Here is a 20,424-nt window from a genome sequence, read left to right as displayed (position 1 = left end):
TTTAAACGTCTTCCAGTATTACACGCTGTTCAATGGCTTCTGTTGCTTGTTTGAGGACATCTACAACTTTATTAATATTCATAAATTCCAGACGATTGCTTGACATTACCGCAGATAATGCCCACGGAGCATCTTTACTGGAAATTTTCAATGGGACAGAAATACTGGAGAAATTTGGACTCAATTCGCCTTTAGATACGTAAAACCCCTGCTTTTTAATGCTACGCATTTGCTGAATAAACTCGTCTGCTGAATGAGCAAATTTACTTTTTGCTAAATCTTCTGCCAAGAAATCATAATATTCCAATTGAATTTTCTTGGGTAAATACGCCAGAATAATTTTTGCAGATGAACCCGCAGACAAAACTCTTGGACATCCCCGTCCATATACCAGCGTTTCCACGTTTTTTACCGATTCGTGATGAATATCAATGCAATGTTGTCCATCTAGAGCCGTCAGTAAACATAACATTTCTGTACGTTTTACAATATCTTGCATAACAGGAATACTGACCTGTACCAATGGATCAGTCGTTCTGGAGATATAATCCAACACTGCAACCTTGGATCCCAACACATAATCACCCACATTATTGGTTGATTTTTTTAATAATCCTGTATCCACCAATTCCTTGAGATAACGATATCCCATCGGCTTGGATACCCCGAGTTCCTGACAAATCAAATCTACATTAATTACCGAACGATTAACGGAAAACAGGTCAAGTATCGTTAATATTTTTGCAAAACTAGAAACGCTCATCGCTAAAAACCTGAAAAAACTGCTGAAATTTAAGTCTGTGGACAGTTTATCCATGATCAGGATAAATTATTAGATTCCGTCACTATGATTTGCGACATTCCCACACATCCCACGAGAATTGTTAATTAAAGTTTACAATTACTCAAGCACAGATTAGTTATAACACAAAACATATCTTATCAGGATAATTTAACCCAATTTAATGGGATTGAATTTGTAAATATATCCACACTATTATCAAAATAAGATAATTTTTATTGACTATAGCAATATTATCAACCAAAATATCAACATATTCTTACAGCACAAATTTTTCTGTTTGTGTCATTGCTTTTATATTCTGCGCATCGATATGTTACTAACCAAACAATTACTGGCTTTTCGTCCAGATAGAACAGATCTGATTTTTGCCAGCAAGACTTTTTTTGCCGGCATGGTTGCGCTATATATTGCATTCAGGCTGGATTTGCCCTACCCAATGTGGGCAATCGGTACGGTGTTTATTCTCGCAAATCCGTATTCCGGCATGGTAAGCTCAAAAGCCTTATATCGCTTGATGGGTACTTTTTTCGGTGCAGCCATGGCTTTGCTCATGTTACCGCATCTAATCAATACACCATGGTTGTTTACGTTGATTATTGCAGCCTGGGTTGCTTTTTGTCTGTATATTTCCTTGCTGGATCGTACACCACGTAGTTATATGTTTATGTTGGCAGGTTATACCTGTGTCATGGTGGTAACCAATGCCATTAACAATATGAGTTCAACAACCTCAACTTACACCATGTTTGACATTGCCCTAGGGCGAGTTCTGGAAATCTCAGTTGCGGTAATTGTAACATCGGTGGTGTTTTCCAGTATTTTTCCACTACATATCGGCACTGCCATCCAAAAACGATTACAAAAAGCTTTTGACGAAACACAATCAGTATTTATTCGATTATTCAATGAAAAACAAAGTTCACGAAGTGCAGCAGATTTAATCTCTGCAATTAATCGTGATACCAATGATATCCATGGTTTGGCAGTACATTTGTCTTATGAAAAAGGACATCTTAAAGGCATGACCAAACCTTTACAGGAATTACTGCATCAATTTTCACTGGTATTCGTGAACTTGATTGCCATGTCACAGCGACTTACCCAACTGGATGAACTTGAACCACAAATACGTCAACAGTTGCAACCCATCATTCAGAATATTCTGGTATTTTTAAAACAAAAACCAGATATAACAATTCCTTCAATTCAAGTATTGCCTGAAAATTTTCATGAAGATTTTCAAATACTCATTGAACAAACTCATTCTCGACATGCACAAATTGTTCTGGAAAGTCTAAAAATGGATATTCGCCATTTTATTCAGAATATTTATACCGTGAAATTTATTTGGGAACTGATTCAAAAAGGCGAACGAAAATTACCGGACTTTATTACACCGTTAACCACGCACTATCCAAGTTTGCACCGTGATCATGGTGTGGCAGTGCGTGGTGGGTTAGCTGCGTTTTTTTCTGTTGCCATTGCATTCGCCATCTGGATTTATTCCGGCTGGCAATATGGTTATATGATGGCTCAAATGGCAGCAGTAGTGGCCTGTATTTTGACCGCACTGGATAACCCAATCCCAACGCTGAAAGTCTTTATGCGCGGAACGCTTTATGCAACCCTGATTGTATTTGTGTATTTATTTTTTATTCTTCCAGATGTAAAGGAATTCTGGCAATTGGCTATTGTGCTTGCACCAGTAATGATTTATTCCGTGTGTCTTATCCCACATCCACCATTAACTGGCTTGGGACTTCCCATATCAATCAATGTGATTATGGCATTAAATTTACAGAATCATTATCAAATTAGTCCAATTCCATCCATTGATGCCGCAATTGCCGGACTGATTGGTCCGATTATTCCAGTGCTAGCTTTATATTATATCCGAGCCATGTCGCCAGATATCACCGCACAACGCTTATTATCTGCACATTATCGCGCCATGTATGAAACACTGGATTTACCTTTTGGTTCACAATTAAAAATTCATGTACGGGGAATGTTGGATCGTTTAGGCTTGTTATCCAACAAAATGGTTCAGGATCAGCAAGTAAAAATACAAATTAATGAGGCATTAATTGAAACCAGTGCTGCCATTGATTTAACACGATTACAAGAATTGGCACAGCATCAGGATATACCTTTCGCCCTACATGAAGAGATTCAGCATTTACGACAAAAACTGTTTCAGGCATTTCAGCAACTTGAAAAAAATCCAATTCATCATCATGTTGATACACAGGCAATTTTCCAAAGTCTGGATAGAATAAGAGATTTATCTTTTTTACTGCAAAATCAGGACATTCAACACCGTCTATGGATGAGTATCAACAATGTACGCTACAGCATTTGTCACGCCTCAATGCAAGCGCATTTGCAAATACAAGCTACACCCCATAGAGAGAATACCGTATGAGTGAAGTTGATTTTTATGGATTATTGATTCCTATATTACTAATTCAGGGTATTCTGGCCTACATTTTATTTATCGTTAGCAATCGTATCATCGACAAATTACATAATCATGGCTGGATTATGTTCCCCAATATTTTTTATTTATGCTGGTACTTTGTATGCCTACTTGGCATACATGGTCTGTTTGTGTTCTTAAATTCAACCACATGAAAAAAGGTAAGCATATATGACGACGTCTTCATCCAAACCGGATTTAAAAACCTTCATGCGTCCACTCATTTTCATTGTGGTACTCATCATTGCTATTTTTACCATTCAGCATTTATGGAATTATTATAACAATGAACCCTGGACACGGGATGGTCGTGTACGTGCTGATGTCATCAACGTGGCCTCTGATGTTTCCGGGCTGGTGACAGAAATATTAGTACAGGACAATCAAAACGTAAAAAAAGGACAAATTCTGTTTAAGCTGGATACTTCACGCCAACAACTGGCGATTGAACAGGCACAATCGGATTTGGCTAAAGCACAAGCCAGTCTGGCACAATCTGAAGCCAATGTCGCTGCCGCACAAGCCAATATTGTCAAAAGTAAAGCTGATATCAAACTGGCTGATCGTAATGCGCAGCGTTATTCAACCTTAATGGATGGGGCAATTTCCAGACAGGAACAGGATCAAATGTTTGCCCAGCGTGATCAATCGCATGCCGAGTATCAACAAATGCTTGCTGCCTTGCAACAGGCCAATGCCAGCGTCAAACAACAAAAAGCCTCAGTGGTTGTAGCACAAAGTGCGCTTGATCTGGCCAAATTAAATGCACATCGCTCACAGGTTGTGGCACCAGAAGATGGCACATTATCCAATTTTTCATTGCGTGTCGGGAATTATGTACAGACCGGCCAAGCAATCGCTGCACTCATTGATCGTAAAAAAATGTATGTGGTGGGTTATTTCGAAGAAACCAAACTCAATAAAATCAATATTGGTGATCAAGCCAGTGTTGAATTAATGGGCGATTCTCATAAAATCAAAGGGCATGTACAAGGCATTGCCTCCGGCATTGAAGACCGTGAACGTAGCACAAGCTCGGGCTTATTAGCCAATGTCAATCCAACGTTTACCTGGGTACGTCTTGCCCAGCGTGTTCCAGTAAAAATTGTTCTGGATGAGGATCAAACTCATAATCTAGCTTTTGTTGCAGGCCGCACTGCCACTGTACATATTTTGGCAAAAAAAGATTAGGGTCTTTTGACATTTCAGTCATGTATTCGATTATGAACTAAAATGACATACACAAAATATGAAATGAAAGTAATAGTAACTCCTTTGCCAAGTTTCATAACAAAGTTTATGAAAGCTTTAGCCATAACCTTTCGGGACAGGGGCCTTAAAAACATCTTTATCCTTGCAACACAAACAAAGCCATGCAAGGTTTTTATCGCCATCATTTTTAATCTTCATTTGTACGTCAAACTATGTCGCAAATGACATGCATTCTTTATCAATTCGTGGCATGATGAAGGCAATATACCAAGATAAAAGTTAGACAAGATTAATCTATGACCGAAAAAATGAACTGGATCAGCTTATTTGCCGCATCACGACTTGGCAGTAAAAAAAGTACAAAAGAACAAGCACGCAGCCCATTCCATAAAGACTATGACCGTATTGTATTTTCACAAAGTTTTAGACAATTAAACCGAAAAACTCAAGTACATCCACTGACCCAACAAGATGGTATCCATACCCGCCTAACTCATTCTCTGGAAGTATCCTGCATCGGGCGTTCTCTCGGAATGTTGGCTGCAGAAAAAATTGAAAAACACTTGCCGGCATGGATCAGTCCCGCTGATGTTGGCGCCATCATTCAGGCAGCTTGTCTGGCACATGATATTGGCAATCCACCTTTTGGTCATGCTGGAGAATATGCCATTCGGGACTGGTTTGATCAGGCTTATTTAAGTCAATTATATGATTTTAGCGATGAGCAATGGGCAGATTTACGCCAGTTTGAAGGCAATGCCCAAGGATTAAGAATTTTATCGCGACTAGATTATCATCCTAATGACGGTGGCATGCGCTTAACGTATGCCACATTGGGTGCATACCTTAAATATCCTTGGTTAAGCCAATGTATTTCTGATCACGATGACTCACCCAATCATCTACGGCCAAAGTTCGGCTGTTATCGTAGTGAAAAAGAACTATTAAAACTCATCGCAGAACAACTTGGATTAATCCAGTACGGCGAATATCACTATTGCCGGCATCCATTGACTTATTTACTCGAAGCTGCGGATGATATTTGTTATGCACTGATTGATCTTGAAGACGGCATTATTTTAAACATGTTGAGTTATGAAGAGGTTGAACCGCTTTTTATCAATCTAATTGCAGATTATGGTTTACCTGAAGAACTTGGCAAAAAAACCACTTGGCAGCAAAAAATTGCAGCCTTACGTGGGCGGGTCATGAAGCGTCTGGTAGATGAAGTCACCAATGCTTTTGCTTACCATCACGAACAATTATTGACAGGCCAATTACCATACGGCTTATTGCATTATTGTAGCCCGGATATTGCACAAGGTATTCAGGCTGCCAAAGATTTAGCTCGGGAAAAAATCTTTAATCATCGCAGTAAAGCTGATCTGGAACTTTTAGCACATGCCAGTCTGGAGCATCTTCTGGATGCCTTTATTCCACTGACTAATCCCAAGCGCCAAATCAGTTTTAAAGAACAGCGTTTGCTGGTAATTCTTAACAGTTTAGGCGTGCAATTTGCCGATGATCATTTTCATAATGTCATGCAGGTACTAGATGTGATCAGTAAATTTTCTGATCATCAGGCTTATGCGATTGCACAGGAATTACAAGGCAATAAAATCGGATTACTTTAAATTTTAAAAGAAAACATTCTTATCAATGACTTATTATGCAAACCACCCATAAGACATTAGTACAGCAATTAACATTGATCATTGAAAACTCAGCTTGGTTTATGCCAGCTCTTCGTATTGGCCGAGATATGAATTTCTCTTCATGGTGCATTGGTGCCGGTGCAGTCCGCAATCTAGTCTGGGATCATTTACATCATTATGAACAACCGTCTTATCTTAGTGATATTGATTTGGTTTATTTTGATGCCGAGGAAAACTTGTCTATTGAACAACAGCATCAAAAACGTATTACTGAAAAATCACCAGATTTTTCATGGGAAATTACCAATCAGGCTTTTGTGCATCTCTGGTTTGAACAATATTTTGGTCATCCTGTTGCACCATTACATTCATTACAGGATGCGATTTCAACATGGCCGGAGTATGCTACAAGCGTAGGAGTATTTCTTACACCGGAAGATCAACTTGAAATTATTGCCCCTTATGGATTGGATGATCTGTTTGCCATGCAAATCCGTCGCAACCCGAAAAGAGTCAGCGTTGAAACTTATCGGCAACGTATTCTGAGCAAATGCTACAATCAACGTTGGCCGAAAGTTAAAGTTTTTCCGGAATAAACAATTTGATGGATTTAAATTCCACAATGTCACGTTATCATTAACCAAATTTTATGAAATTATCACTATGATTGGCTCTCTTACAGGTGAAGTACAATATCTTGAAGTACCCACCGTTATTTTAAATGTCTCCGGTATCGGTTATGAAATCGATACGCCACTTTCAACTTTTTGTCAGTTACAAAAAGGGCAAACTGTAACGTTATGGACGCATTTTGTAGTACGTGAAGATGCACAGCAATTATATGGTTTCTCCGAAATTCAGGACAAAATTATTTTTCGTACTCTACTAAAGGTCAATGGTATTGGTGCAAAAATGGCGTTGGCTATTCTCTCCAGTTTAAGTGTAGACATGCTCATTCACACCATTGAACATGAAGATATTAATACCCTGATCAAAGTCCCGGGAATCGGTAAAAAAACTGCTGAACGCTTGATTATTGAGTTAAGGGATCGCTTCAAAGCTTTGGGTAAATCATCTGCCACATCTGCCACACCAAGTCTGGAACGTCTGCAATTATTGCCAGATTCACCTGTCACGGAAGCAGAAGCTGCCTTGATTGCTTTAGGTTATAAACCAATTGAAGCACAAAAAGCAGTTTCTGCGGTAAAAGGTGACTTTACAGAAAGTGCAGAACTGATCCGTGCTGCACTAAAATCCATGATGAAATAATGAGATAAAGATCATCTATGCAAGATCGTCTAATCAGTGGTACTGAAAAACCCGAAGATCATTTTGATCGTGCCATCCGCCCGACTTCACTGGCTGATTATGTCGGTCAACCCGTTGTTTGTGAACAGATGGAAATTTTTATTGGTGCTGCCCGTGGTCGTGGCGAAGCACTGGATCATACCCTAATTTTTGGTCCGCCCGGATTGGGGAAAACCACGCTGGCCAATATCATTGCACGGGAAATGGGTGGCAATTTAAAATCTACCTCAGGTCCTGTACTTGAACGTGCAGGTGATTTAGCCGCCATGCTGACCAATCTGGAAGAAGGTGATGTACTGTTTATCGATGAAATTCACCGTCTTTCTCCAGTCATTGAAGAGATTCTCTACCCAGCAATGGAAGACTATCAACTTGATATTATGATTGGTGAAGGGCCGGCTGCTCGCTCAATTAAACTGGATTTACCTCCGTTTACCCTTGTAGCAGCAACAACTCGTGCAGGATTACTCACTTCACCTTTACGGGATCGTTTTGGCATCGTACAACGTCTGGAATTTTATTCAGTTGCCGATTTATCCAGCATCGTGGCACGTTCTGCCCGACTGATGGATGTTCCTATGACAGAAGATGGTGCATTAGAAATTGCCAGACGTTCCCGTGGTACGCCTCGAATTGCCAACCGTTTATTACGCCGAGTACGCGATTATGCACAGGTTAAAGGTACCGGGGAAATTACCCAAGAAATGGCTCAGCGCGCACTGGATATGTTGAATGTGGATAAAGATGGCTTAGATACACTAGATCGCCGCTATTTATCCATGTTATTAGAACGCTTTGATGGCGGCCCGGCAGGTGTTGAGGCACTGGCAGCAGCCATGGCTGAAGACAGTGGCACACTTGAGGATGTCATTGAACCATACCTGATCCAACAAGGTTATGTTATGCGCACTGCACGAGGCCGAATTGCAACCAATCAGGCCTATTTACAATTTGGCTTAACACCTCCTGAACCCAAAAATTAAACCTATTGATGGTTTTTTCTGGTTAAAGTCAGATAAAACGTCTGACTTTGACCTACAGGCAAAATGATCGGCTGACCAATTTGCCCACATTCAACACATACAAATTTCTGCCAAGCATCTTCCGCTACATCATTTAAACGTTTGGTTTTCTCAATCCACGGATTCCAGACCACACTACTTTTAGCCTGTAAACTATCAATAGTAATCACTGTGTCTTGATCCAGAATTTGATATTGCCCACAAGCAACTGGATAAATCCGATCCGTTTCCTGTGAAATATTAATCACATGATTTTCCTGAAAAAATTTTGTTTCAGGTAACAACTGATCAATAAATTGTGTATGTTCAAACCCTGAAATTTGAATATTTTGAATATGTGTAATAGAAAAATAGCTGTGCCATGCAAATGTAAAATCAAAGGGCTTCTGATCAAGATTTTTTACTTCCAGTGCAATCTCCAATGTGGTACCACAAAAAATTGTCATCTGTAATTCAAAAGCATAATCCCAGTATTGTCGGGTATATGCATCATCTTTTAAGATAAATTGCAGAGTATGTCCAGTCTGTTCATCAAAAGTGATCTGTTGTAAATGCCAGATTAGATTACGAGCAAAACCATGTGCAGGATAACTTTTTTGTTGTGGATGTGCGCCAAACCATGGAAAACATAGCGGAATACCGCCACGAATGGCTTTTTGTCCATTAAATTGATTTTTTTCAGATAACCATAATAATTCAGTGCGCGATTTTAGTTGCGGATTTTTTTGCCGATAATACAAAACCTGTGCACCCTGACAGGCAATTTGTGCCTGACAAAATGCATTATCGACATTGATAAGATCAAACGCTGTTTCACCGTGTGAATTGACTTGTTGTAAATGTATACCCGGCAGATTGGACATAAATTCTCTCTTGAATATCTTGTGATTTAAGTTTAAATGATCTGTGCTTTGAACACTTGTGCCATTTGAGCAAATTTTCATTATGTTAAACTTTCAGCCCCTGACCTAAGGCCAGACTCAGTACGTAAATAAAGCATACTGAACTGCTATCTTTTATTTTTATCAAGTTTTTTCTCATCTGTAGTGACAATGGACCATATCATGGCAAATTATTTTACCTTTCCCATCCGTGTTTATATTGAAGATACCGATGCTGGCGGGATTGTCTATCATGCCAATCATATTCGTTACATGGAACGTACCCGTACCGAATGGTTGCGTGCAGCAGGAATTGATCATTACTGGCATCAAACCGATTATAATTTCGTTGTCCGTGAGATTTCTGTTAAATATCTTAAACCTATTTTAATGGATGACTTGCTTACTGTTACCGCTCGTGTAATTTCTTGCAAATCTGCATCATTTACCTTGCAGCAGGAAATTTATCGTGGTGAAATACTTTTGGCTTCAGGTGAAGTGGTTCTGGCCTGTCTTGGTAACGACATGCGCCCACGTAAATTACCTGATCAACTTAAATCCATGATTCTTGAACAACTCCAAGAAAACTAAATTTTTGGTACATTTCGCTATGCCAGCTGCAACTACTGAACAATCTTTAAATGTAATAAGCTTAATTTTACACGCAGGTGTGGTCGTTCAATTGGTCATGTTTGCATTATTACTGGCATCGCTTTATAGCTGGTATCTGATTGCCAGACTATCCATCGGCTTCAAAAAGGCCGGTCAACAGGATCAACAATTTAATAAAATTTTCTGGTCAGGTGCTGAACTCGCAACCTTATTCAAAAATGCCCAAACCAAGCCTAATCGTGAAGGTTTAGAAAATATTTTTCATGATGGTTATAGTGAATATCACAAATTACAGAAACGTCAGGCAAATCTACAACAAAGTCTTGACGGCACAGAACGTATTTTGCGCGTCAGCCTTTCCCGCGAACAAGCTGGTCTGGAACATGGATTAAGTGCACTAGCCAGTATTGGCTCAGTAGCACCTTATGTCGGATTGTTTGGTACGGTGTGGGGAATCATGACGGCATTTATTGGTTTATCCAGCGCAGAACAGGTGACGCTTGCCACTGTAGCACCGGGTATTGCGGAGGCACTCATTGCAACAGCGATTGGTTTATTTGCAGCAATTCCAGCGGTACTAGCCTTTAACCATTTTACGGCAAAAGGCGAGTCACTTTATGAAAATCGGGCATTATTTGCCGAAGAAATGAGCGCACGTTTACAGCGTCAAACGTTGGCACCTGAATTGGAAGACTGATCATGGCACGTCAATCCGTTCGTTTCGCCCGTATAAAAAAACCACTCAAAAGTGACATGAATGTCGTGCCGTATATCGATGTTATGTTGGTATTGCTGGTAATTTTCATGGTGACCGCCCCCATGATTACCAGTACAGTAAATGTTGATTTGCCTAAAGTCCATCAACAAGATCAAACAGGTCAAAATGCTCCCGCCCTTTATATCGTGAGCATTGATAAAGATGGGAAGTTTTTCCTCAAACAACAAAATCAGCAACGCGAACAATTAAGCCTGGCAGAAATTGAAAAAATATTGATTGCTGCACACCAAGAAAATCCCGACATTAATGTCATGATTGAAGGCGACCAAAGTGTTGCTTATGGTCAAGTAATGCAGCTTATGTCTAACCTTCAACAGGCTGGCCTGACTCAAGTCGGTCTGGTTACTCAACCTCTAAAATAGATTGAAATCTGGTTATGCATCTACAACAGAAACAGTTTAAACAAAAACCCCTCGCCATTGCATTTACTGTCGGTATACATGCAATCGTATTGGGTACTTTGTATTTTTTTGCCGATGCACAACTACCAAAACCACCAGAACCTTTAAAGACTGTACTTATCAGCCCTGAACAGCTTGAGCAGTTACAACAACCACCTCAAGAACTTACACAAGCTCCGGCAGAAACAGAAGCGCCTACGACTCAAGCCAATGAAATCGCTGAAACGCCAGAACAAATTCATCCTGTTCCTGATCAACCCAATCCAGAATTAATTAAACAGCAACAACTTGCGGAAGCTCAACAACAAGAAGCGGCCAAAGCTCAACAAGAAGCTCAGCAACGTGCTGCGGAAGCTGCTAAAGCGAAAGCTGAAGCTGCTAAAATTGCTGATGCTAAAGCCCGTCAACAAGCCGAACAGGCTGCAAAAGAAAAAGAACAAGCTGCAAAAAAAGCGCAAGTTGAAGCAGCCCGTAAAGCGGCTGACGCTAAAGCTGCTCAGGCACGTAAAGACGCTGATGCTAAAAAAGCGGCTGACGCTAAAGCTGCACAAGCACGTAAAGAGGCTGATGCCAAAAAAGCTGCTGATGCTAAAGCTGCACAAGCACGTAAAGACGCCGATGCTAAAAAAGCGGCTGACGCTAAAGCTGCACAAGCACGTAAAGAGGCTGATGCTAAAAAAGCGGCTGATGCTAAAGCTGCACAAGCACGTAAAGACGCTGATGCTAAAAAAGCGGCTGACGCTAAAGCTGCACAAGCACGTAAAGATGCTGACGCAAAAAAAGCGGCTGATGCTAAAGCTGCACAAGCACGTAAAGATGCTGACGCAAAAAAAGCGGCTGATGCTAAAGCTGCACAAGTACGTAAAGACGCTGATGCTAAAAAAGCGGCTGATGCTAAAGCTGCACAAGCACGTAAAGACGCTGATGCTAAAAAAGCGGCTGACGCTAAAGCTGCACAAGCACGTAAAGACGCTGATGCTAAAAAAGCGGCTGACGCTAAAGCTGCACAAGCACGTAAAGATGCTGACGCCAAAGCTACCGCAGAGAAAAAAGCTGCTGAATCTGCAGCAAACAACAAAGCACAAGCACGTAAGATAGCCTCAGACGCTAAAGCTAAATTCTCACAAAAAATTTATGGTGCATGGAATCCACCAACAGATGGTTCAGGTAAAACAGTCGGTGTTCGTTTTACACTCAGTGCATCAGGCAGCGTTGTGTCTTTCCGTGTCACAAAATCCAGTGGTGATGCAAATGTAGATGCGTCGATTAAGCAAGCAGTTTATGCAGCAGCCCCTTATCCTATGCCCGATGATCCTGATGCACGTTTAGCTGCACGTGAAGTCACATCAAATTTTAGGGTAAAATAAATGTTGTTAATTGATTTATCACATTTGTCTCTACCACATTTTCTTTTGTAGTTTGCTTATAATTTTTTACATTGTGAACATAGATTTTATTGTCTAGCTCTGCTACAAAAGTGCCATATTTCAATTTATTGCAGAATTCTTGTGATGAAGTCATTAAAGTTAAAACATTTGGCCTTGGCACTATTGCTTTCCGGCAGTCCATTATTTATACAATCTGCTTTTGCACAATTACATCTGGAAATCGAAAAAGCTCCAGAACATGCACCACAAATCGCCATTGTGCCATTTAACAATGACAATACTATTTTCCCTATCGTAAACAGTGATCTTAACCGTTCGGGACGATTCAGCAGTACAACCAGCAATTTACCAGCAACACCCAATTCTCCTAGCCAAATGAATGTGTCAGTATGGAAAAATGCAGGTATTCCTTATGTTGTAATGGGTCAAACTACCCAATTACCTGATGGAAACTTTCAAATTCGTTATCAACTCTTCGACACTGACAAACAACAATGGTTACTCAACGAACAAATTACAGCACCGGCTAACCGTTTGCGACAAGCAGCCCATTTAATTAGTGATGCAATTTATCAAGCACTTACAGGCATTCAAGGCGATTTTAGCGGACGTATCGCCTATGTTCTACGTAACCAGAAAAATCCGGCTGAGCGCTATACTTTACAGATTGCTGACACAGATGGTGCTGAACCAAAGACTATTCTTACCTCACCAGAACCTATTCTTTCTCCGGCATGGACACCCGATGCCAAAAAAATCGCTTATGTATCATTTGAAACCAAACGACCGGCTATTTACTTACAAGATCTCGCCACAGGACAACGGCAATTACTGACCAGCTTTAAAGGCTTAAATGGTGCTCCGAGTTTTTCACCAGATGGCCAAAATATGCTATTTACAGCATCGATGGACGGCAATCCGGAAGTTTACCAGTTAAATCTCAATAACAAACAGGTTACTCGTCTGACACGTGATAATGCCATTGATACCGAAGCACGTTATACTCCTGATGGTAAAGCATTTATTTTTACTTCGGATCGTGGTGGTTCAGCACAAATCTACCGCTATAACTTTGCTGATAACGCCATCAAACGGATAACATTTAATGGTGCATTTAACGCACGTGGCTCTATTAGTGCTGATGGGAAAAAACTTGCCTTAGTTCACCGTCCATCAGGCAATAGCTATAAAGTTGCCTTAATGGATTTAAGTTCTGGTATATTCAGTATTCTTACTCCGACTTCTCTAGACGAATCTCCAAGCTTTTCACCAAATGGACAAATGGTGGTTTATGCTACTCGTGAAGGTAATCGAGGATTACTGTCTGTCATGTCTGTTGATGGACGCTTCCGCATGAATTTGCCAAGCGAAGATGGTGAAGTTAGAGAACCAGCATGGGCACCAAAATAACACTGCAAGATAAGATACGTTATAAACATCCATAAGGAGGATGATTGCAATGCATTATAAATTGTTACTTTTACCTGTGGTACTAGGCGCATTGATCATGACTGGCTGTGCAAGTCGTAAACCTGCCACAGAACCTACCGTCATCAATAATGGAAGTACGGTAAACAATACCGGTGCCAACACTTCCGCACTTAATGACCCCTATGCCAATATTGATCAACGTGGTGGATCAGCGGCTGGTGTCACTGATGCAAACCGCCCTTTTCTGGCAAAACGTGTTGTGCATTTTGACTATGACAGCAGCAATATTTCCAATGAAGACTATCAAACCTTACAAGCACATGCACAATATCTGGTTGCCAATGCCAGTTCCCGTGTTGCGTTAGTCGGTCATACAGATGAACGTGGTACACGTGAATACAACATGGCACTTGGTGAACGTCGTGCAAAATCTGTTGCTGCATTTTTATTATCAAATGGCGTTAATCAAAACCAACTGGAAACTGTGAGCTATGGTAAGGAACAGCCGGTAAATCTGGGTCATGATGAAAATGCGTGGCGTGAAAATCGCCGGGTAGAAATTAACTATGAAGCTGTACCACCTCTACTAAGCACCAAGCGTTAATTCATCTCAAAAACTAAAAAGTAGCTCAATTGAAGCTACTTTTTTCGTCTGTCTGTTCTGGATCAACCGGCAACATTGATTCAATCATATCATGCTTATTAAATGTTTTATATTCAGATTTGACTTCATAGGCTTGCCAAGCTTGTTGCATGGTTTCTTTTTCAATCGGCTCAACTGTTGTTTCTTCAATTTCAGTTGGCATCTTGTCAAATGTCATCTTCGTCATATATACACTCCCTGATCCTCGTACCATCTTAAATTTAAAACTAGCATGACCGAAAAAAAGTGCAAGGGGTGTTGCGTGTTTATTGTATCGAAATAACACAATTTTTCAGAGGTCTAATGCATTTTTATTCCGATTATGTCTTATACTAGCCACATCAAAATTTTGGAGTTTTTTCTATGTCAAATGTTTCACTGGGACAATTCTTAAAGCAATCAACGCATTTGACTGAAAATTTATCTCAACTTATTGAAACTATAGCAAATACTTGTAAAACAATTGACTTAGCTTTACAAAAAGGTGCACTTGCCGGTGTTTTAGGCAGTGCAGAACATGAAAATGTTCAGGGAGAAACACAAAAAAAATTAGATGTGATTTCTAATGATTTACTGGTCGATGCCCTTACCCAACACTCATCTGTTGCAGCTATAGCGTCAGAAGAGCTGGACGATATGACCCCTGCTCAACAAAATGGTGAATTTTTAGTTTTATTTGATCCCCTGGATGGTTCAAGCAATATTGATATCAATATGTGTGTAGGCACAATTTTTTCGATTTTAAAAGCCTCCGAAAATACAGCAACCACAGCTGATTTTTTCCAAAAAGGTGCTGATCAGGTTGCTGCTGGTTACGTGATGTATGGTCCATCCACCATGTTGGTCTTCACAACAGGCCAAGGCGTACACATGTTTACACTAGATCCGGAACAACATGAATTTTATCTTACCGTTGATGGTGTAAAAATTCCAGAACAAACTCAGGAGTTTGCCATTAATTCCTCCAATCAACGTCATTGGGAAGCACCCGTCAAACGTTACATTAATGAATTACTCGAAGGTACAACCGGTGTTCGTGGTAAAGACTTTAATATGCGCTGGGTAGCCTGTATGGTTGGTGACGTCCACCGTATTCTGACACGTGGTGGTATTTTTATGTACCCTTATGACAGCAAGGATCCTCAAAAAGCTGGTCGTTTACGTTTAATGTATGAAGCCAATCCATTAGGACTTATTGTAGAACAGGCCGGTGGTAAAATTTCTACAGGACGTCAGGACATTTTAACCATTGTCCCAGAAGGCCTGCATCAACGGATTCCGGTTATTCTTGGTGCAAAAGCTGAAGTGGATCGTCTGGTTGATTATCATCAAGCCTAGAACCATCAAGATAACGCCTGTTATAATATGACTTTTGCGAGTAAAAGAATGCAGCAATTTATTCAGTCCAAAGAGAATCCAAAACTCAAACATTTACGTGGACTGATTGAGCAACCTTCTACTCGTAAAAAGCATGCACAGACCATTCTGGAAGGTGCACACCTCATCGAAAGTTATCTCAATAGCAAACAACAACCACAAAGTGTTTTCATTACAGAAACCGGATTACAACACCCTGAAAATCAGATAGCACTTACTCAAATTAACTGTCCTGTTTTTATTTTACCTGAGCAAATTTATAAAAGCCTAAGTACACTCACTCAGGCCACGCCTTTAATGGCGATCATTCAGCAACCTGAATCCGATGCACACTGGAAATCTACGCTAGACACTTTAATTCTTGATCATATCCAAGATCCGGGTAATGTTGGGACATTATTGCGTTCTGCTGCGGCTGTAGGTGTACGACAAATTATTGCCACAAAAGGCACTGCAAGTCTATGGTCACCTCGTGTCTTGCGTGCAGCAATGGGCGCACATTTCACCCTGAATTTATTTGAAAATGCCGATTACCACGATATTTTAAATACTTTCAATATCCCGATTCTCGCAACAAGTTCTCATCGCCCGACCAGTATTTACAATATAGATTTAACTCAGCCTTTAGTCTGGATATTAGGTAATGAAGGGCAAGGCGTACATCCTGTTTTACTTGAACAGGCCAAAGCTGTTACTATTCCTCAACCTGGTGGTCAGGAATCATTAAATGTTGCCATTGCCGGATCAGTTTGTTTATTTGAAATGATGCGACAACGTCTTTTAAAATAAACAGATTTTGTTAACTTTATCCGTATTTGTGTTAGAAATTTTCTTATTTGATTTATTTTACTTTAAACTGGTAAAAATTATTCTTTTTTTGTCAACCGGATTGAGTTTCTCAACGTTATATAGATAGTTGATTCAATCAAGGTTGGCGCATGACAGGACTTTCCATTTCAATGGATCTTTCGCCCAAGACGAAAAACTCTTCGCATTCTTCTCAACAAAAAGATGCAACTTTAAGTCTTGAAAAACGTTTACAGCTCTTTATGCAAGAGATAAGTGGTCGTGCGTTAGTAATGATGGAAAATGCGTGTCAAGGTCAACAGGATGTTGCCATGGATTTGGTGCAGGAAGCATTTATCTCCCTACACCAGAATTATTCCGATAAACCGACTGAAGAATGGTATCCACTGTTTTATACCATACTGAATCATAAACTTATGGATTGGCGGCGAAAGGAAGCAAGGCGCTCGCAACGTTTTGGTTGGCTTAAACTCAATCCAATTGCAGATGAAGATGATCAGGAATTTGATATTGCAGATCAAAATCAAATCGAACCAAGTACACAATTGCTGAATGATCTTACTTATGATGAGATTTATGCAGCAATACAGGCACTACCCGTACGCCAACAACAAGCTTTTATGTTGCGTGCATGGGAAGGATTTGATACTGCAACAACGGCCAAAATTATGGATTGCAGCGAAGGTAGTGTAAAAACCCACTATCACCGTGCAATACAAAGTTTAAAATCAACCTTAGCACATTTGAATTCAGATGATTGAGGTTCAATGCTATGCATGACAATCAGCTTAAAGAAAAAATAATTGAAACACTTAACCAGAAAGCACAGGATCATCAACATCGCCATACCGTCATTGATGGTGTGTATGCTCGTCTGGAAGAGAAACGACATCACAGATTCAATCGTTGGGGAGTTACAGGATTTGCTTTAGCAGCAGCAATTACTGGTATCGTCATTGTTCCAAATGATGTAATGCAAAAAAATGTTCAACCACAGCAAGTAAATGTCAATTCTCAGAAATTAACCCCTCAATTGGCAGATGATTTGGAAATGTTGCTTGTCATGGGTGAGGATAACAAACATGGCAGTTAAGACGCATTATGCTCTTTTGATTACTGCATTATTTGGTTTTACTGCGGTTAGCTATGCGGGTATGGAGCGTTTCTGGACACTCTCCGGGGATGATACTGAAGCACAATTAAGTGAATGTAAAAATCTGGATAAAACCCAGCAACAACAGCTTATACAAGCATATCAAGCCATGCGTGATGATCAGCAAAAACTGGATTTAAAAAAACGTATGGAATGGTTTTGTGGATTGTCTGAGCAGGAGCAGCAGAAAATGCGCCTAGCTTGGCAAAACCTCAGTAGTAAAGAACGCAATCATTTAAAGAAACAATTTGATTCGACTACTGATCCGATCAAAAGAGAGCAATTGCGGCAACAACTTATTACACAGTATGGCAGCATTGAATAAACAATAGAGGTGTTGCCATTACCTCACCTCTATCAATTTAAGTAATAGTAATCATTAATTAGCTTTTACTATATTCATCAATTAAAGCAAAAATTTGTTTGAGCTTAGCAACAGACAATTTAATTTGCTCACCTTTAAGCAATTGCTCCAGACGCTCCAGTGTTTGCAACAATGAAGCTGTTTTCTGAGGACCATTAATTAATAAATAATCAATAATCTGGCGATCAAACTGCCAGCCTCGCCTTAACATGACTGCCTTTAACAAAGCCTGACGATCATTAAATTGCTGTCCATTGGGAATACGAATACTCACAGCTTGAGTTAATCTGGATTGGAGATCTGGAAACTGTAAACGCAATTCAGTTGGTGCAAATCTGGAAGAAAAGACCAATTGCCCTGTTCCTTCATAATTCAGATTAATCAGATGAAAAATCGCCTTTTGCCATTGAATCATACCATTAATGGCTTCGATATCATCCAAAGCAACCAGATCATACATATCCAATGCCTGAATTGCTTCCACTGGTGCATCAAGTAATTCCAGCAAAGAAACTTTAATTGCTGTTTTTCCAACATCAAGATAAGAATCGCAAATTGCACTCAACAAATGCGATTTTCCGGTTCCGGCTTCGCCATAAATATAGAATTGTTTAATTAAACCTGTGTGTAACTGACGAATATTATCAATAACAGGCGCCCAGCTAGGTCCTGCAAAATCACTGATTTTTGCATCCAGATGAGGTTCTATATCCAGCTGTAATTGACGCATCTCAATAAAACCTCATGAAAATGTAGTATAGATAATGATGTTATTCATCCTTTTTGACTATTTGCGCTGACTCAGTTTTATGTTGTTCATCAGTACTACATTCTATATTGACCTGCTTCTCATCCGAAACATGAACATCAATATTCACAGTACCATCTGTAGTTGCAACAGATTTCGCACCATACCATGTACTTTTTTCATAGCTATCCCGTAAGTGTCTTAATAATACTACAATAATTGCAGCAACGGGTAATGCGATTAACATGCCTACAAAACCAAATAATTGAGCGCCAGCCAACACGGCAAAAACTACGGCAACTGGTGACAAACCGATTTTATCTCCGAGCAAAAATGGCTGTAATACATAGCCTTCTATGGCCTGCCCAATCATAAAGACCATACCGACTAAAGCCAATTGCACCCAATCCACACCAAACTGTAAAAAAGTTGCAACAACCGCAGCAATAATACCAATTGCAAAGCCCAAATAAGGAATAATACTGGCCAAACCAGCAACAATTCCAATAATTAAACCAACATGCAAGCCAATTAATTGCAACCCCACAGCATAAACCAATCCTAATAAGATCATCACCAAAAACTGACCTTTGACAAATGCACCCAGCACCTCATGACATTCTTTGGCAATTTGGATGACATTCGATTCCATTGGTCGAGGAATCATGCGTTGCATGTGATGCAACATTTTTTCCCAATCCAGTAAAAAGTAAAAAGTAATAATTGGCACTAACACCAACGTTCCACCAATTTGTATAAAGTTTAATCCAGATTGTGCCAAACGTAAGACAATATCCTGAATATTATTTACACTATAATTGGTCTGAATATAATCCATAATTGATTTAGAAATTTCATCAGTATTCACTTCCATCGGTTCCAGATTAAATGTTGAGGAAGCCCATGGTAAAAATGTTTCATTAATCCAATGAATCATTTCCGGAATATGATCGCGAGCATACAATAATTGTGCCCACGCCATTGGTACGATATACCAGCCAATTAAAATCATCACCACAATAATGGCAACAAACACAAAACTAATCGATAACCAGCGCGGTAAACCAATTTTTTGTAGCTTTGCAACAATAGGGCTGAATAAATAAGCAATAAAAAATGCAATGACAAACGGAATGACAACAGGTGACAATAAATAAATCACCCAGAAAAATAGCACCATTCCAGCCAGAATAAATATTCTTCTCAATACTGGATCACGCATACTTCATTATCCTGTTCTTTTTCGATAATTAATTTCTTTGCAAAATGCAAATATTTTAAGAAAAGATACCATTTTGCTGGAGAAAAATCACAAGAGTTTTGTAGGGTCTATAGACATTTGATCTGTAAATCTAATAAT

23 protein-coding genes are annotated in these 20,424 nt (G+C 39.7%); 18 read left to right on the top strand and 5 right to left on the bottom strand.

Features of this window, described 5'->3' with window-relative positions; all coding sequences use genetic code 11:
• Position 1: 1 nt before the first annotated feature.
• Complete coding sequence (locus tag F4V57_RS09240; RefSeq protein ID WP_070068524.1) at positions 2 to 763, bottom strand: IclR family transcriptional regulator; 762 nt, start codon at positions 761 to 763, stop codon at positions 2 to 4.
• 352 nt (positions 764 to 1,115) lie between these two features.
• On the opposite strand from F4V57_RS09240, the gene F4V57_RS09235 reads away from it, so the two are divergent.
• The 7 genes from F4V57_RS09235 to ruvB all read left to right on the top strand — a co-directional run bounded on the left by F4V57_RS09235 (position 1,116) and on the right by ruvB (position 8,442).
• Entirely contained in the window at positions 1,116 to 3,230 is a 2,115-nt protein-coding gene (locus F4V57_RS09235) for an FUSC family protein (protein ID WP_070068525.1), read from the top strand.
• The gene (locus F4V57_RS09230; protein WP_070068526.1) at positions 3,227 to 3,439 is read left to right on the top strand and encodes a DUF1656 domain-containing protein; all 213 of its coding nucleotides are present in this window, start codon (positions 3,227 to 3,229) and stop codon (positions 3,437 to 3,439) included. Before F4V57_RS09235 ends, F4V57_RS09230 begins: the two co-directional genes overlap by 4 nt.
• A gap of 16 nt (positions 3,440 to 3,455) precedes the next feature.
• Positions 3,456 to 4,475, top strand: coding sequence for an HlyD family secretion protein (locus tag F4V57_RS09225; protein WP_070068527.1), 1,020 nt, complete (start codon positions 3,456 to 3,458; stop codon positions 4,473 to 4,475).
• A gap of 317 nt (positions 4,476 to 4,792) precedes the next feature.
• Positions 4,793 to 6,130, top strand: a complete 1,338-nt coding sequence (locus tag F4V57_RS09220) for a deoxyguanosinetriphosphate triphosphohydrolase (RefSeq protein WP_070068529.1) — start codon at positions 4,793 to 4,795, stop codon at positions 6,128 to 6,130.
• A gap of 35 nt (positions 6,131 to 6,165) precedes the next feature.
• Positions 6,166 to 6,747, top strand: coding sequence for a nucleotidyltransferase family protein (locus tag F4V57_RS09215; RefSeq protein ID WP_070068530.1), 582 nt, complete (start codon positions 6,166 to 6,168; stop codon positions 6,745 to 6,747).
• A 67-nt stretch (positions 6,748 to 6,814) separates the two neighbouring features.
• Positions 6,815 to 7,420: a Holliday junction branch migration protein RuvA gene (gene ruvA, locus F4V57_RS09210; RefSeq protein ID WP_070068531.1), complete on the top strand. Its 606-nt coding sequence runs from the start codon at positions 6,815 to 6,817 to the stop codon at positions 7,418 to 7,420.
• 17 nt (positions 7,421 to 7,437) lie between these two features.
• Positions 7,438 to 8,442 carry a Holliday junction branch migration DNA helicase RuvB gene (gene ruvB, locus F4V57_RS09205; protein WP_070068532.1) on the top strand — a complete coding sequence of 335 codons (1,005 nt, stop codon included), beginning with the start codon at positions 7,438 to 7,440 and terminating at the stop codon, positions 8,440 to 8,442.
• Between the two features lie 2 nt (positions 8,443 to 8,444).
• Here the strand turns inward: ruvB and F4V57_RS09200 are convergent, their stop codons facing one another.
• Positions 8,445 to 9,344, bottom strand: a complete 900-nt coding sequence (locus tag F4V57_RS09200) for a D-hexose-6-phosphate mutarotase (protein ID WP_070068533.1) — start codon at positions 9,342 to 9,344, stop codon at positions 8,445 to 8,447.
• Between the two features lie 201 nt (positions 9,345 to 9,545).
• On the opposite strand from F4V57_RS09200, the gene ybgC reads away from it, so the two are divergent.
• The 6 genes from ybgC (at position 9,546) to pal (ending at position 14,576) form a co-directional block, all read left to right on the top strand.
• Positions 9,546 to 9,953 carry a tol-pal system-associated acyl-CoA thioesterase gene (gene ybgC, locus F4V57_RS09195; RefSeq protein ID WP_070068534.1) on the top strand — a complete coding sequence of 136 codons (408 nt, stop codon included), beginning with the start codon at positions 9,546 to 9,548 and terminating at the stop codon, positions 9,951 to 9,953.
• A gap of 19 nt (positions 9,954 to 9,972) precedes the next feature.
• Entirely contained in the window at positions 9,973 to 10,671 is a 699-nt protein-coding gene (gene tolQ / locus F4V57_RS09190) for a protein TolQ (RefSeq protein WP_070068535.1), read from the top strand.
• A complete protein-coding gene (gene tolR, locus F4V57_RS09185; protein WP_141729194.1) occupies positions 10,671 to 11,114 on the top strand; it encodes a protein TolR in 444 nt (147 codons plus the stop codon). The genes tolQ and tolR overlap by 1 nt, the downstream gene beginning before the upstream one ends.
• A 14-nt stretch (positions 11,115 to 11,128) precedes the next feature.
• Positions 11,129 to 12,520, top strand: a complete 1,392-nt coding sequence (tolA, locus tag F4V57_RS09180) for a cell envelope integrity protein TolA (protein ID WP_070068537.1) — start codon at positions 11,129 to 11,131, stop codon at positions 12,518 to 12,520.
• Positions 12,521 to 12,664: 144 nt separating this feature from the next.
• Positions 12,665 to 13,951 (top strand): Tol-Pal system beta propeller repeat protein TolB, encoded by a 1,287-nt coding sequence (gene tolB / locus F4V57_RS09175; protein ID WP_070068538.1) that lies wholly within the window; start codon positions 12,665 to 12,667, stop codon positions 13,949 to 13,951.
• A 40-nt stretch (positions 13,952 to 13,991) separates the two neighbouring features.
• Positions 13,992 to 14,576 (top strand): peptidoglycan-associated lipoprotein Pal, encoded by a 585-nt coding sequence (gene pal / locus F4V57_RS09170; RefSeq protein WP_070068539.1) that lies wholly within the window; start codon positions 13,992 to 13,994, stop codon positions 14,574 to 14,576.
• A 25-nt stretch (positions 14,577 to 14,601) separates the two neighbouring features.
• Here the strand turns inward: pal and F4V57_RS09165 are convergent, their stop codons facing one another.
• Complete coding sequence (locus tag F4V57_RS09165; RefSeq protein WP_070068540.1) at positions 14,602 to 14,802, bottom strand: NF038105 family protein; 201 nt, start codon at positions 14,800 to 14,802, stop codon at positions 14,602 to 14,604.
• 176 nt (positions 14,803 to 14,978) lie between these two features.
• On the opposite strand from F4V57_RS09165, the gene F4V57_RS09160 reads away from it, so the two are divergent.
• From F4V57_RS09160 to F4V57_RS09140, 5 genes are all read left to right on the top strand, one after another.
• A complete protein-coding gene (locus F4V57_RS09160; protein WP_070068541.1) occupies positions 14,979 to 15,953 on the top strand; it encodes a class 1 fructose-bisphosphatase in 975 nt (324 codons plus the stop codon).
• Between the two features lie 48 nt (positions 15,954 to 16,001).
• A complete protein-coding gene (locus tag F4V57_RS09155) occupies positions 16,002 to 16,781 on the top strand; it encodes a TrmH family RNA methyltransferase (protein WP_070068542.1) in 780 nt (259 codons plus the stop codon).
• A gap of 149 nt (positions 16,782 to 16,930) precedes the next feature.
• Complete coding sequence (locus F4V57_RS09150) at positions 16,931 to 17,560, top strand: RNA polymerase sigma factor (protein WP_081409132.1); 630 nt, start codon at positions 16,931 to 16,933, stop codon at positions 17,558 to 17,560.
• An 11-nt stretch (positions 17,561 to 17,571) separates the two neighbouring features.
• Positions 17,572 to 17,892 (top strand): hypothetical protein, encoded by a 321-nt coding sequence (locus F4V57_RS09145; protein ID WP_070068544.1) that lies wholly within the window; start codon positions 17,572 to 17,574, stop codon positions 17,890 to 17,892.
• Positions 17,882 to 18,277 carry a hypothetical protein gene (locus tag F4V57_RS09140; protein ID WP_070068545.1) on the top strand — a complete coding sequence of 132 codons (396 nt, stop codon included), beginning with the start codon at positions 17,882 to 17,884 and terminating at the stop codon, positions 18,275 to 18,277. Before F4V57_RS09145 ends, F4V57_RS09140 begins: the two co-directional genes overlap by 11 nt.
• Positions 18,278 to 18,335: 58 nt before the next feature.
• Here F4V57_RS09140 and F4V57_RS09135 read toward each other — a convergent pair whose 3' ends face one another.
• Positions 18,336 to 19,046 (bottom strand): DnaA ATPase domain-containing protein, encoded by a 711-nt coding sequence (locus tag F4V57_RS09135; protein WP_070068546.1) that lies wholly within the window; start codon positions 19,044 to 19,046, stop codon positions 18,336 to 18,338.
• Positions 19,047 to 19,086: 40 nt separating this feature from the next.
• Positions 19,087 to 20,286 carry an AI-2E family transporter gene (locus F4V57_RS09130; RefSeq protein WP_070068547.1) on the bottom strand — a complete coding sequence of 400 codons (1,200 nt, stop codon included), beginning with the start codon at positions 20,284 to 20,286 and terminating at the stop codon, positions 19,087 to 19,089.
• Between the last annotated feature and the right edge of the window lie 138 nt (positions 20,287 to 20,424).

Origin of the sequence: Acinetobacter qingfengensis, assembly GCF_008693185.1 — a bacterium.
Lineage (GTDB): Bacteria > Pseudomonadota > Gammaproteobacteria > Pseudomonadales > Moraxellaceae > Acinetobacter > Acinetobacter qingfengensis.
Note: the sequence above shows the minus strand (reverse complement) of the source record. Positions and strands in the feature narration are given on the sequence as shown.